Origin of the sequence: uncultured Chitinibacter sp. (genome assembly GCF_945957625.1) — a bacterium.
Taxonomy (GTDB): domain Bacteria; phylum Pseudomonadota; class Gammaproteobacteria; order Burkholderiales; family Chitinibacteraceae; genus Chitinibacter; species Chitinibacter tainanensis.
Genome location: NZ_CAMFLP010000007.1, coordinates 48,092 through 61,869, shown reverse-complemented (window position 1 = coordinate 61,869; position 13,778 = coordinate 48,092). Strand labels below are relative to the sequence as shown.

Annotated in this window: 10 protein-coding genes; 6 read left to right on the top strand and 4 right to left on the bottom strand. The window is 54.3% G+C overall.

Features of this window, described 5'->3' with window-relative positions:
• The first annotated feature begins 45 nt into the window (after window positions 1–45).
• A complete protein-coding gene (locus QV747_RS09835; RefSeq protein ID WP_273429848.1) occupies window positions 46–1,248 on the top strand; it encodes a hypothetical protein in 1,203 nt (400 codons plus the stop codon).
• Window positions 1,249–1,284: 36 nt separating this feature from the next.
• On the opposite strand, the gene QV747_RS09830 is transcribed toward QV747_RS09835, so the two are convergent.
• Window positions 1,285–1,953, bottom strand: a complete 669-nt coding sequence (locus tag QV747_RS09830) for a type II secretion system protein (RefSeq protein WP_273429850.1) — start codon at window positions 1,951–1,953, stop codon at window positions 1,285–1,287.
• 189 nt (window positions 1,954–2,142) lie between these two features.
• Here QV747_RS09830 and QV747_RS09825 point away from each other — a divergent pair, with 189 nt between their 5' ends.
• Together QV747_RS09825 and QV747_RS09820 are read left to right on the top strand one after the other, a co-directional pair.
• Window positions 2,143–2,592, top strand: a complete 450-nt coding sequence (locus QV747_RS09825) for a pilin (RefSeq protein ID WP_273429852.1) — start codon at window positions 2,143–2,145, stop codon at window positions 2,590–2,592.
• Window positions 2,593–2,654: 62 nt separating this feature from the next.
• Window positions 2,655–4,385, top strand: coding sequence for a PglL family O-oligosaccharyltransferase (locus tag QV747_RS09820; RefSeq protein ID WP_273429855.1), 1,731 nt, complete (start codon window positions 2,655–2,657; stop codon window positions 4,383–4,385).
• Window positions 4,386–4,424: 39 nt separating this feature from the next.
• Here the strand turns inward: QV747_RS09820 and nrdG are convergent, their stop codons facing one another.
• From nrdG to hslU, 3 genes are all read right to left on the bottom strand, one after another.
• A complete protein-coding gene (nrdG, locus tag QV747_RS09815) occupies window positions 4,425–4,868 on the bottom strand; it encodes an anaerobic ribonucleoside-triphosphate reductase activating protein (RefSeq protein WP_273429856.1) in 444 nt (147 codons plus the stop codon).
• 69 nt (window positions 4,869–4,937) lie between these two features.
• Window positions 4,938–7,097 carry an anaerobic ribonucleoside-triphosphate reductase gene (gene nrdD / locus QV747_RS09810; protein ID WP_273429858.1) on the bottom strand — a complete coding sequence of 720 codons (2,160 nt, stop codon included), beginning with the start codon at window positions 7,095–7,097 and terminating at the stop codon, window positions 4,938–4,940.
• A 396-nt stretch (window positions 7,098–7,493) separates the two neighbouring features.
• On the bottom strand, window positions 7,494–8,816 hold the full coding sequence (gene hslU, locus QV747_RS09805; protein WP_273429859.1) for an ATP-dependent protease ATPase subunit HslU: 1,323 nt from the start codon (window positions 8,814–8,816) through the stop codon (window positions 7,494–7,496).
• A gap of 172 nt (window positions 8,817–8,988) precedes the next feature.
• On the opposite strand from hslU, the gene QV747_RS09800 reads away from it, so the two are divergent.
• From QV747_RS09800 to ilvA, 3 genes are all read left to right on the top strand, one after another.
• A complete protein-coding gene (locus QV747_RS09800) occupies window positions 8,989–10,596 on the top strand; it encodes a sensor histidine kinase (RefSeq protein ID WP_273429861.1) in 1,608 nt (535 codons plus the stop codon).
• Window positions 10,593–12,161 (top strand): DUF3369 domain-containing protein, encoded by a 1,569-nt coding sequence (locus QV747_RS09795; RefSeq protein ID WP_273429862.1) that lies wholly within the window; start codon window positions 10,593–10,595, stop codon window positions 12,159–12,161. Before QV747_RS09800 ends, QV747_RS09795 begins: the two co-directional genes overlap by 4 nt.
• Window positions 12,162–12,242: 81 nt before the next feature.
• Window positions 12,243–13,766, top strand: a complete 1,524-nt coding sequence (gene ilvA / locus QV747_RS09790) for a threonine ammonia-lyase, biosynthetic (RefSeq protein ID WP_273429864.1) — start codon at window positions 12,243–12,245, stop codon at window positions 13,764–13,766.
• Window positions 13,767–13,778: the final 12 nt, after the last annotated feature.

Genomic DNA, 13,778 nt, shown 5'->3' with positions numbered 1-13,778 from the left:
GTGCGTTTTCTATAGTGATGAAGTCTGTTGCTTGCCGGGTTGTGCATGCGTTTACCTTCCCAGCAGCAGGGCGTTGCCTTGCTGCTTTTACTTTTTCTGCTCGCGGCGGTCGGTAGCTCGCTGCTGCTACGCGAACTTAAAGCGCGCGAGCAAAGCGCGCTGCGGCAGCAACGTTCGGCCGAGGCCTTGCTCACGGCTCGCGCGGCACTGGTGGCCTATTCGCTAACCCAGCCCAACGCAGGTGGCGTGCCGTTGCAGCTACCTTGCCCGTATCTGAGTACTTCATTAGGCGAGGGCATTGCGGCCAGTAGCTGTGCGCATGGTGAAGTCGGCCGCCTCCCTTGGCGTACGCTGGGAATTCAAAATCCGCTCGATGGCTGGGGTGAAACACTGTGGTATACGCGGGATAGTAATTTCCGCGCTCCGGCCAGCGGGCGGCTGCTCAATAGCGATTTGCGCGCCACACTGCAGGTGTATCAAAACGATGGCACGACGCTGGCCATGGCAGCGGGTGATGAAGCCGCCGCCATTTTATTTGCGCCCGGGCCCGGGATTTATGGCCAAGATCGCAGCAATCTGTGGAATGCCGCCGCCTTTCTTGAAGCCCGTGCGGGCCGCAATAACGCCACGACCGGTGGCCCATATATTCAGGGCAGTCTGGATGCCAGCTTTAACGATCAGCTGCTGATCATCAGCGCCAGTGACTGGCTGGATCGACTCAAGCAGCGCTTTGCCAGCGAAATTAAACTGGCCTTGGAGAGTTATCGTGCCACCCACGGCTACTATCCGGCACCGGCGCGCATCAGCGACGCCCGCTGCAGCGATAATCGGCAGAACAGCGGCAGCAGCACCGATTGGTGCCCTAGTGTGGTGGGCGAATGTCGCGGCATCCTGCCGCAAACCGATGAGAGCTATACCGCCATCAACTACCCCACCTGGTTTCGCAATAATCTCTGGCATCGTGCGGTGTACTACACCGTGGGTGGCACGGCCAGTTGCGGTGCGCTGACGGTGCAGCGCAGTGGTCAAGCCGATAGCCATCCCAGCGTGCTATTTATCTTGCCCGGCACGCCACAAGCCAATATCGCCCGCATTGCTGCTACGCAAACGACCAGCAGCGTGGTGAGTACAAATTTGAGTGATTATCTGGAAGATGCAGCCAATCAGGATGGCTGGGGGGGCGCGGCGGATGATGTCTACGTGTGGCCAACTGCGAGCAGCAATGATCGGCTATTTACCATACCCTAGTGGGTATACGTATCAGATCTATTGATGATAATGCTTTTATGGCAATACCCCAGCACTCACCATGCGCCCTAGTACTAAAGTCGTTGGCAACCAGGCTGTGACATCGTCGTAACTCTCATCGGCATTGCGGCTGATAAACGTGGTATCGCCATTGCTGTTTTCTAGCTGATCGCCCGTCGCGGCGGCCAAGCCCGAGCCGTCATTGGCATAGCCACCCAAACCATCCTTGCCATGTGAAACGAGCGCCACCGGCAAATTATTCGCCACGATGGTGCCGCCGCTGCTCGCGCGAACCGTGATATCGCCGCTACTGCTCAAATTCGGCAGGCTGCTACTGCGCGAAAAGCTATTACTGACGCGATACGTCACTCGACGATCCCAGCCATCCACTTTACTGACCCCCAGCGTCACCCACGGCAGCGCACCAACGAGGCGATTGCAGCTGCCAGTACCAGTATTCAAGTCTTCCAAGCCCTCGCCCGTGCCGCTAGTGCTCGGATTAGCCGGGCAGGGTAGCCGCTTATTCTGCACCGCAAAGCCCAGCAGCGCCTCTTTGCTGGTCTCCAGTACAGTTTTCGTTTGCGCCAACTTGCGCGCTTCCAACTGCGCCCCTAATGGCCCAAGTAGCCCCGCCATAAGTAGGCCGACAATAACCAATACTACGGCCATTTCAACGAGGCTGAAGCCCCGCGGTAGTTGTTTCAAGGTTGCGCACTCCGTTTGACTGAGTGTTGAGGTGTCTTGACCTATTGCCGATAGACTAGCAATTGTGAATGTTGTCACAGGTCGTGAGTATGGGAATCTAAGTGTGAGTTGTGCTTGGCACGAAAAATGCTTTGTCAGGTTCGAGCGAGCAACTAGCTCTCACCCTCACTTTAAACAGGAGTTTTAAGAATGCAAAACACTATGAAACGTGCCCAACAAGGTTTCACCCTGATCGAGTTGATGATCGTTGTAGCGATTATCGGTATTTTGGCTGCGGTAGCGATTCCTGCTTACCAAGACTACACAGTTCGCGCCCGTGTCACTGAAGGTTTGAGTTTGGCTGCTGCAGCAAAAACTGCAGTGACAGAAAATGCTGCCAATGGCGCTTCACTGGATTCTGGCTATGTTGCTCCTAGTGCAACTGCAAATGTAACAAGCGTTGCTATTGCTCAAGCCACTGGACAGATCACCGTTACCTATACCACCAAAGTAGCTGGCGCAGGTGCTAATACTGTTATTTTGGTTCCAACTGCAAGTGGTGCTGCTCTAAGTGCTGGCACTGTACCTTCTGATGCAATTCAGTGGACTTGTACAGGTGGTACATTGGCCGCAAAATATCGTCCAGCTGCATGCCGATAATTTGAAGCTCATTCAAAAATACAACGCCCCAATTGGGGCGTTTTTTGTTTATGGTAAATTTTATGCTGCGGATATTCAAAGCTAGTGTATTTTTAATTGCATTCGTACCATTTGTATTTACGTGGCCTTATTCTCCTGCCGCGAGTTGGGCCTCTGAAACGTTAGCATTTTTTCTTGCGGCGATTGTAGTTTTGTCTGGGTTTGTGTTGTGTAAGAAAGACGAGCTCAAGATCCCTGTTGTTGGTGTTTTGTTGTTGGGTTTATTAGTAATTACATTGCTTTCAATTGTTGCTAACCGACCAGTTTATATTGGATCACCATTTTTTCAATTTTCAATTATCTTTCTGTCAACTCTATTGGTGATAGTTGTTTTTAATTTGAGAGGTGATATTGATATTCTTTCTCTGCTTGCGTTTGGGTTCTGCATTGGATCTATCGCTCAATTGCCGGTGTCGTTGTTGCAGGTTTTTGGTGGGATAGAGATTTATAATCAATGGGCTTCAACAATGTCAGCCCTTGTTCCTCGCTTTAGTGGTACTCGTGAAGCTTCTGGCTTTTTACTTCAGAGGAATAATCTTGCTGATTATTTGTTTCTTGGCGGCTTGTCGTTTGCTCTTCTGGCTGCAAATGGAAAGATCAGTAATAAAATATTTGGTTTTGGCGTATTTGTTTTGACTGCTAATTTAGCTCTTGTGCCCTCTCGCGCAATTGTTTTGTATTTGGTTTTTCTTGTGGGGTTGCTGTTGTATTTGAAATTTAGAAAATTCGAAGGGTCTAGATCTTTTCAGAAATATATGTTATTCGTGGTTTTGGCATTTTCTATTGCGCAGGTGATGGCTCCATTTTTGCCTATTGGCTCTGCCAGTATGATAGATCGTGTGGCAAGTGAAGCTACATTTGGTGTTCGTTGGATTGAATGGCAAAAAGCAATTGCAGCATTTTTAGAGAATCCACTGTTAGGGCTTGGCGTTGGAGGTTATGCACATTGGAGTTTTGAGCAGTCAAGCCTCCACCCATTTGTTTTTTCTGGCGATAACCCTCCGCTGTTTACGCATAGCCATAATGTGATCTTGCAATTGCTCGCAGAGTTGGGGGTCTTTGCAGGATTGTTGGGCTTTATGATTATTTTTAACATTGGCAAGAGCTTTGTGTTGGACAGTAAAAAAAATGCTTCTGTGGCAGTGTTTGCAAGTTTAGGTATTATCCTTCTTCATAGCATGGTGGAGTTTCCTTTGTGGTACTTCTACTTTTTTTTAGTCTTTGTGACTTTTTGTGGGTTGCAAGATCAGAAGTCGATGAAGTTAGTTCTTAGCCATTCAACTTTACAGGTTTTTTTTGCACTGATTCCAATCATTTTTGCAATCGTATCGATTTTTTCCTTGAAAATTTATAGCGATTTAGTCTCTGCAGCGTGGCCAACCAAATCTGAAGCGGAGACTGAAGGCAAACTTTTAGATGCCGTTAAACTTAGAACTAATCTAATCGCAGCAGAAAAAGCTGATCATATTTTGCTTTGGCGGCTAGACTATTCTGATCGCGCTTTACCATTTAAGTTACATCTGAGTGAAAGTATGATGCAGTATCGGCCTTATCAATTTGTTGTATTTCGTCGGGCTGTTTATTTGTCTTATGCTGGCCGTCAAGATGATGGCGTTAAGTTATTAAGAAAAGCACTCACTATAAGCCCCGGCTCTAGAGGTTTATTCTTAGTTAATTTGGCTCCTTTTCAGGAAGATAAGCGCTTAAGGCCACTGATTGATATACTGATCGAGTCTGAGGGGGACGAGCAATGATTGGTGTGCTTGATTTAGCACAGATTAATCAAGTTCTATTCAGGGCCTCTTGATGAGTCTTTGGTTGGCTGACCCCTGCCACGGTAATGTGGTGGGGTTGTCTTTTTCATATTTGCCGTCGATCACTACATCCACATATCCCAAAACCTCCAGCTCCCGAACTTCTTCAAACAAATACCCAGTCCACAGCCAGATATTTTTGGTTGGGTGTCTGTCTTTAAATTCCTTGCAGAGTTCTAATATGGCTTCGCGATTGGCGGGGTGGAGGGGGTCGCCACCGGAGAGGCTGAGGCCGTCGTGGTCGGCGCAGGCTTGCAGTAGCTCTTCCTGCACTTCGGCGGTGAAAGGCGTGCCCGCTTTGCGATCCCAAAGTGACTCATTGTGACAGCCGGGGCAGGCATGGACGCAGCCTGTGACAAAAAGCGTCACTCTAAGCCCCGGGCCGTTTACCATATCGTAGGTGTAGTAGCGATCGTAGTTCATGGTGATCTCTGCTTGACGATACCTATAGCGGTATATTCTGAAAATCTAATATTTATGCGGCTTGGCGGGCTATACCTTCGCCAGTTTGTGTTCCGTCACCGCTTCAAAATGCTTCACGCGGCGCATCACTTCTTTTTGTTTACCGGCGTTAAATGGCCGTGCATTGGGGCTGCCAAGGTAGCCGCAGACGCGGCGGGTGACGGAAAGTGTCGCACTGTCGGTGTTCCCGCAGTCCGGGCAGACAAAACCGGCCGCGGTGGCCAGCGCTTCACCCATAAACCCGCAGGCGCCGCAGGCATCTACTGGGGTGTTGCTGCCAAAGTACGGCACTTTTTCGACTGCGTAATCCCAAATGCGCTCCAGCGCCAGCAGGTTGTGCTGCATATTCGGCAGCTCAACATAGGTAATATGCCCGCCGCTGGCGTATTCGGCGTAGCCGGCTTCAAAGTCGATCTTGGCGAAGGGGTTGACCTTGCGCAGCACATCCAGATGGAAGGAATTGGTGTAGTAGCCCTTGTTGGTCACGTCATCGATATCGCCAAACCGCGCGGCATCTAGTTTGCAGAAACGATGGCAGAGTGATTCGCTCGGGGTGGAGTAGAGCGAGAAGCCGATGCCGGTTTCTTTTTTCCAACGCGTGGTGGTGTCGGCCATTACCCGTACCACATGGCGCAAGAACGCCTGTGCTTCGGCGCATTCGGCCGGATGCGCGCCAAACAACAGCACGCCCACTTCATGCAAGCCGATATAGCCCAGCGAAATCGAGGCGCGGCCATTACGAAATAGGCACATGATGTCGTCTTGCGGTTTGAGCCGCACGCCAAATGCGCCTTCTGTATATAAAATCGGCGCCACATTGGCTTTCACGCCGGAGAGGCGCTGAATGCGGATATTCAGCGCTTGGTAGCATAGCTGCAGGCGGCTGTGCAAAATCTCAAAAAAGCGCGCCTGGCTGCCTTGCGCCTCAAGCGCAATGCGCGGCAAGTTCAGGCTGACCACGCCCAAGTTATTGCGCCCATCCAGCACTTCGCGGCCGGCTTCATCACGCCACACCGACAGAAAGCTGCGGCACCCCATGGGCGAGACCGGCACGCTAGAGCCGGTGATCTGGCGGTTGAGCTTGGCCGAGATGATGTCGGGGTACATCCGTTTCGATGTGCATTCCAGCGCCAGCTGTTTAATGTCGTAGTTCGGGTCGCTGGGTTTGAGGTTGATGCCGGCTTCCAGAAAGAACACCAGTTTCGGAAACACCGGGGTAGTGCCTTCCTTGCCCAGCCCTTTGATGCGCACGCGCAAAATTGCCTGCTGAATAATTCGCTCCGCCCAGCTGGTGCCCATGCCAAACGAGAATGTCACAAACGGCTGCTGGCCATTCGAGCTAAACAGCGTGTTGATCTCGTATTCGCAGGCCTGAATGCCGTCGTAGGCTTCTTTTTCGGTGCGCTCGCGCGCATAGCGTTCCGGCTCGCTGATGCCATAGTCGGCGGCAATGGCGAGATTTTTCTCGTAGGTTTTCAGTACATACGGCGCCAGCGTTTGGTCGATATTCGGGATCGTGGTGCCGCCATATTGATGGCTGGCCACCTGGGCAATGATTTGTGCCGTCACCGCGCAGGCCACACCGACGGATTTAGGGCTTTCGATTTTGGCATTGCCCAGGCGAAAGCCGTGTTCCAGCATGCCTTTCAGATCAACCAGGCAGCAGTTGGTGAACGGTAGAAACGGCGAGTAATCCAGATCGTGAAAATGAATATCGCCGCTGTTGTGCGCTTCCAGAATGTCTTTGGGCAGGAAAGTGCTGGCAAATTGCTTGGACACGATCCCAGCCATCAAATCACGCATTACCGGGAAGACATTGGCGTCTTTATTGGCGTTTTCGGTGGTGGCATCCACATCCGTTTTATTCACCAGCCCCATCAGCTTGGCGTGTAGTTCTGAGCCTTGCGCGCGGATGCGATCGCGATCGTGGCGATACTCGATATATATCCTCGCCACTTCCGGGTATTCCAGCATCAGGGCGTTTTCGACCAGCTGCTGAATCGTGGGAATGTCGAGCGGGCCTTGCTGGCTGAGTAGACGGCAAGTTTCTTCCACTTGCTCGGTGATCCGTTCGGCCAGCGCCTCGGGCTGCGGATAGCGCGCCGCCGAGGCCGCTTTGCGGCAGGCTTCAAAAATCTTGGCGCTATCGTAGGCGGCACGGGCTCCGTCGCGTTTGGTCACTTTGAGCATGATGGGCAAAATCCTCGCAAGAAAAGGGGCGCTAGGGCCAAAAAAGCGGGCGGGCGGTTGGCCCGCCCGAAATATGGCTCCGTGATGGTCTGCACGCAGACCGGAACAACCTGCACGACTTCAGCTAGGGCTGTTGTCGTGTTGAAACACAATATATTGTGTTTTTCGTGGGGGTGTTGCGCTAAATATGTGAGTTTTGATGCGGGTCAAATTCTGACGCGTACTGGCGCGGCAGCCTGTAAGGCGGAGGTGCTCGTCGGCTGGCCGGGTGATATTGTGGTGCGGGGATGGGGTTGGCGCGTGGCGGTCTGGTGGTGTGTTCTTTGCAGAAGTGAATGGGGTATTGCTATAGGAGTTATTGAATATATAGCCCCCGAGGCAATACCCTGGCTGAGTTTAGAGCATATAGCGCGCTAGGTCTTCGTTGGCCGCAACGCCGCCGAGTTTCTGGCGTACAAATTCGGCATCGACCACCACGGCGCCGCGCTTGGCTTCAAACGAGACGTCTTCCAGTAGCCGTTCCATGATGGTGTACAGCCGGCGCGCGCCGATGTTTTCGGTGCTTTCGTTCACCTGAAACGCCATCGCCGCCATTTGCTGAATGCCTTCAGGCGTAAATTGCACCTCGATCTCTTCGGTGGCCAGCAGCGCCTGATACTGCTTGGCAAGGCACGCATCGGTGCCGGTGAGGATGGTGGCGAAATCATCGACGGTGAGCGAGTTGAGTTCCACGCGGATCGGGAAACGGCCTTGCAGTTCGGGGATCAGATCGGACGGTTTGGCCAGATGGAAGGCGCCGCTGGCAATAAACAGAATATGGTCGGTTTTCACCATGCCGTATTTGGTGCTGACCGTCGTGCCCTCCACCAGCGGCAGCAAATCGCGTTGTACGCCTTGGCGTGAGACTTCGCCGCTGCTGCCTTCGGCGCGGGTGGTGACTTTATCGATCTCGTCGATAAACACAATGCCGTTTTGTTCTACAGCTTGCAGCGCTTCTTGCTTGGCATCGTCTTCGTTCACCAGCTTGGCGGCTTCTTCATCCACCAGTAGCTTGAGCGCGTCGGCGACTTTGAGTTTTTGTTTTTTGGTTTTGCCACCCATCGCACCTTTAAACATCTGCTGCAGCTGATTGGAAAAGTCTTCCATCCCCGGCGGGCTGAATACTTCCATGTTTGGCGGGGCGGCGGCGACGTCGATTTCGATGTCTTTGTCGTCAAATTTGCCTTCGCGCAGCATTTTGCGGAATTTCTGCCGTGTTTCGCTTTGGCTGTCGTCGTGATTCACGCTGCCATAGCTGTTTGCCGGTGGGGGCAGTAGTACATCCAGTACGCGTTCTTCCGCCGCGGCTTCGGCTTTGACGCGGTTGCGGGCGATGGCCTGATCGCGCACCTGCTTGATGGCGATTTCCATCAGATCACGAATGATGCTGTCGACATCTTTGCCCACATAACCCACTTCGGTGAATTTGGTGGCTTCGACTTTAATAAACGGTGCATCGGCCAGCTTGGCCAGCCGGCGGGCGATTTCGGTTTTGCCCACCCCGGTGGGGCCGATCATCAGAATGTTTTTCGGGGTGATTTCATGCCGCAGCGGCTCGGCCACTTGCTGGCGTCGCCAGCGATTGCGCAAGGCAATGGCCACGGCTTTTTTGGCGGCGGCTTGGCCAACAATGTGTTTGTCCAGCTCGTGAACAATTTCCTGTGGGGTCATCTGCGTCATGCTGTGCTTCCTGGGAATCAATGTTGTATTAAATAGTGCCGTGCCACCGAATTTAAAGCCCCGCTTGGCACGGCGCGCGGCGCAATGCCTGTCTATAGTAAGAGCCGGTCAATGCAGATGCGGGCGGCCTGTGACAGCGAAGCGATATTTTTATGGGGCGATGGCGGGCGTGGTGTTATTGCCTGCGGGCCTGCTGCTGGCGCTGGTTTTGCTGCCGCTGGAGCAATGGCCATTCCAGATTAGCAGCAGGGCGCTGGCGGTTAGTCTAAGTTGGCAGGGTATTGCGCTGCTGGCCTTGGTATTGCTTTTTTGTATGGCTATACCCCTGGTATTTTCGGGGTTGTGGTTGCTGGCGCAACGTCAGCGCGTTTTGCAGCGCTGGCGCGCCGAGGGTGACCCTTTTTTGCACACTGCCCACACCGGCTGGTGGCAACCGTTGCTGCAGGCCTGTGGCCAGCGGCTGGCCGCGCAGGAGCTGGAGTTGATCGCCCTGCGCGAGCGTAACGAGCTGTTTGCCGATGCGCTGGATGAAATCAACGACATCAGCTTGCAGCTGCGCCGCTCTGAGCGCCGCTGGGCGCTGGCCTTGGAAGCCACGGGCGATGGCATCTGGGAATGGGATGCCGAGCACGATCAATGGTATTTTTCCTCGCGCTGGAAATCCATGCTGGGCTTCGCCGATCATGAATTAGCCGATGAGCTGGCCAGCTGGCATGGCTTGCTGCACCCGGATGATCTTGAAGCCGTCAAAAGCCAGTTTTTGCAATATGTGCAAATTCGCCCGCTGGAAGGCGAGCGGATCTTGGCGCTCGAATATCGTTTGCGCCATCAGGATGGAGGCTGGCGGGTGCTGGTGTGCCATGGCGTGGCCGATCGTGATGTCAGCGGGCGGGTGATTCGAGTGGTGGGGGCGCAGGCCGATGTGACCACCCAGCGCCAGTTCACGGCCGAACTGGCGCAAGCCAAAGAAGAAGCCGAAGCGGCACTGGGCCATTTGCGCCGCGCCCAGCAGCAAATGATCGAATCCGAAAAACTCGCCGCCCTCGGCGCGCTGGTGGCCGGGGTTTCGCATGAGGTGAATACCCCGCTGGGTATTGCGCTGACCGCCGCATCCACGCTCGATACTGAAACCCATACCCTGCAGCAGCAACTGGAAGAAGGCCATCTCAAGAAAAGCGATCTACAGCATTACGCCACTGTCGCTCGCGATGCGGCCACGCTGATTTTGCGCCATTGTGATCACGCCGCCGCGCTGATTCGCAGCTTTAAAAATATCTCGGTGGATCAGACGGCCGCGGTGGTGCGGGAATTTGTACTCGGCGATTATCTGGAAGAAATCTTGCAATCGCTGCGCCCAACTTTGCGCAAAACCCCGCATCAAATTGCGCTGAGCTGCCCGGCGGCGATTCAGTTGCGCGCCGATCCATCGGCCTTTACCCAGATCATTAATAATCTGGTGAATAACGCGATTTTGCATGCCTTTGCCCCCGAGCAAGCCGGGCAGATTCAGATTAGTGTGCAGGAGCTATCTAGCACGGTGCTAGAGCTGCGCTTTCAGGATAACGGGCGCGGCATCGAGCCGGCCGCGCGAGCAAAAGTATTCGAGCCGTTCTACACTACAAAACGCGGACAAGGTGGCAGTGGCCTGGGCATGAGCATCGTGCACAATCTGGTGGTCGCGCATCTGAAAGGTTCGATTCATATCGAAGAAACACCGGGCGGTGGCGCGTGTTTTGTCATTCAGTTTCCCCGTCACGGTTTAGGGAGTACGACACAATGAGCATGCTGGACGACGACAACTGGCTGGAAGACGATACCCAGGTCGAAGAACAGAATAAGGTGCAGCCCTGGAATGTTTTAGTGGTCGATGATGAGCCCGATATTCATCACGTCACCAAGCTTGCGCTGACTAATATCGATTTTCTGAAGCGGCCGCTGAATATTCTGTCTTGCTACTCCGGCCGTGAGGCCGTCGAGTTATTGGCGCAGCGCGATGATATTGCGCTGGTCTTGCTTGATGTGGTGATGGAAACCGAAGACGCCGGCCTGATGGTGGCGCGTGAGATTCGCGAAACCTTAAATAACCATCATATCCGCATCATTTTGCGCACCGGCCAGCCCGGCGTGGCGCCCGAGCGGCATGTGATCGAAAACTACGACATCAACGATTACAAAGCCAAAACCGAGCTGACCCGCGACAAACTGTATACCTCGGTGCTGGGTACTTTGCGTTCCTACAACGACATTATGCTGATCGAGCATCAGCGCCGCCAGCTGGAAGCCAACCGCCGCGGCCTGATCAAAGTCGTGGATGCCTCAACCAGTATTTTCCGCCTGCAGTCGATCCAGCAATTTGCCCAAGGCGTGCTGGAGCAGCTGCAGTCCTTGCTGTTTTTTGAGCAAGACGCGCTGTACTTGGTGGTGAATGGGGGTATGGCTGCGCTCAGCCAGGATAATGACCTTGTGGTGATGTATGCCACCGGGGGGTATCAGCAGTTTTGCGGCCAGCCACTCAGCGGTGCCGAGCTGAGCCGCCTGCAGCCGTCAATCGATGAGGCGATCAGCAAGCAGCAAAGCGTGTTTGCCAGTGATCATTTCGTTGGCTTTTTTATCTCGCCACATGGGCCGATAAATCTGCTGATTATCGATGGCCCGGTCGAGCTATCGCACCCCGATGCCAATCTGATCGATTTATTCTGCAAAAACGTGGCGATTGCCTACGAAAACCTGATGCTGAATAAAGAAATCGAAGACACCCAGCGCAGCATTATCTATCAGCTTTCCGAGGTGATTGAAAACCGCTCGAAAGATACCGGCAAACACATTCATCGCATGGCTGAGTTTTCCTATGTGTTGGCACTGGAGCTGGGCTTGAGCGAAGAAGAAGCGCAAATTATCCGCGCGGCCAGCCCCCTGCATGATATTGGTAAAGTGGGGATCCCTGATCAGGTGCTGAATAAACCCGGTCCACTCGATAGCGCCGAGCGGGCGGTGATGGATACCCATGCCCAGTTGGGCTATGACATGCTGCGCGAAGCCAAGCCCCGCATTCTGAAAATGGCGTCGGTGATCGCCTATGAGCACCATGAGCGCTGGGATGGCAGCGGCTACCCGCGCAAACTCAAGGGTGATGAGATCCATATCGTCGGGCGCATTATTGCGCTGGCCGATGTTTACGATGCCCTCACGCATGCGCGTTGCTACAAAGACCCTTGGCCGCGCGATCAGGTACTCGAGACGATCCGCAGCGAATCGGGCAAGCATTTTGACCCGAAAGTGGTGGACGCCTTCTTTAAGTGTCTGCCCCGTATCGAGGAAATTCGCCAGACCCTCACCGATCACTGAGCCCGCGGGGGGCTGGTTTAGGGGTAGAATGGGCAGTTGGGTACGCACTGCCCATTTTTTGTTGATTGCTCACTGGCCCCTATGATGACCGATTACCTTGAACGCACCCTGTCTGCCCGCGTCTACGACGTGGCGATCGAATCCCCGCTGGAATTTGCCCCAAATTTATCACGCCGCATGGGTAATACCATTTACTTCAAGCGTGAAGACATGCAGCCGGTATTTTCGTTCAAGATTCGTGGTGCGTATAACAAGATGGTGCAGCTGACCCCGGCCGAGCTGGAGCGCGGCGTGGTGGCGGCTTCTGCCGGTAATCATGCCCAAGGCGTGGCGATGGGGGCGCAACACCTGAAATGCCGCGCCACCATCGTGATGCCAGCGACCGCGCCCCGCATCAAGGTGGAGGCCGTAAGCCGCCGCGGCGCCGAAGTAGTGCTGGTGGGCGATTCGTATTCCGATTGCTACGAGCACGCGATCAAACTCGCGGCGGAGAGCGGCGCTACTTTTGTGCACCCTTACGATGATCCGGATGTCATCGCCGGCCAAGGCACGGTGGCGATGGAGATTTTGCGTCAGCACCCTGATCCGATTGACGCCGTGTTTATCCCGGTGGGGGGCGGCGGCCTGTTGGCCGGGATGGCCGCGTACATCAAGCGCTTGCGTCCGGAAGTGAAAGTCATCGGGGTTGAGCCCACCGATGCGAACGCGATGTACCTCTCGATGAAGCTGGGCGAGCGGATTACCTTGCCCCAGGTCGGGATTTTCGCCGACGGCGTGGCGGTGAAGCAGGTGGGCGAAGAGACCTTCCGCCTGACGCAGCAATACGTCGACGACATTATTCTGGTCGATACCGATGCGATGTGCGCAGCGATCAAAGATGTGTTTGAAGACAATCGCTCCATTCTTGAGCCGGCTGGTGCGCTGGCCATTGCCGGGGCCAAAGCGTGGGCCGCGCGCGAAGGCGTGGAAGGCCAAACACTGATCGCGATTGCCTCGGGTGCGAATATGAATTTCGATCGCCTGCGCTATGTGGCCGAGCAAGCCGAAATGGGCGAGCAGCGCGAAGCCATTATGGCCGTGACGGTGCCGGAGCAACCAGGCAGCTTCCGTAAATTCTGTAGTCTGATTGGCGCGCGCAATGTCACCGAGTTTAACTATCGCTATGGTGCGGATGATCAGGCGCATGTGTTTGTCGGCCTGTCGATTCAGCAACGTCGTGAAGTGGTGGAGCTGATCGAAAAATTGGCTCAGGAAGGCTTGCCGGCACTGGACCTCACCGACAATGAAATGGCCAAGCTGCATATTCGCCACCTTGTGGGCGGGCAGGCCCCGCAAGCACTGCATGAGCGGGTGATCCGCTTTGAGTTTCCCGAGCGGCCGGGCGCGCTGCTCAATTTCCTCAATGGCATGAGCGATAACTGGAATATCTCACTGTTTCATTACCGCAACCACGGTGCAGACTATGGTCGCGTGCTGGTCGGGATACAGGTACCGCCGGCAGACGATGCGGCCTTTGGCGAGTTTTTGTCCCGCCTAGGCTACCCGTATTGGCTGGAAACGGAAAATCCCGCTTATCAGCTCTTCCTCAGCGCCGGAAACGCGTAAGAAACGCCACAC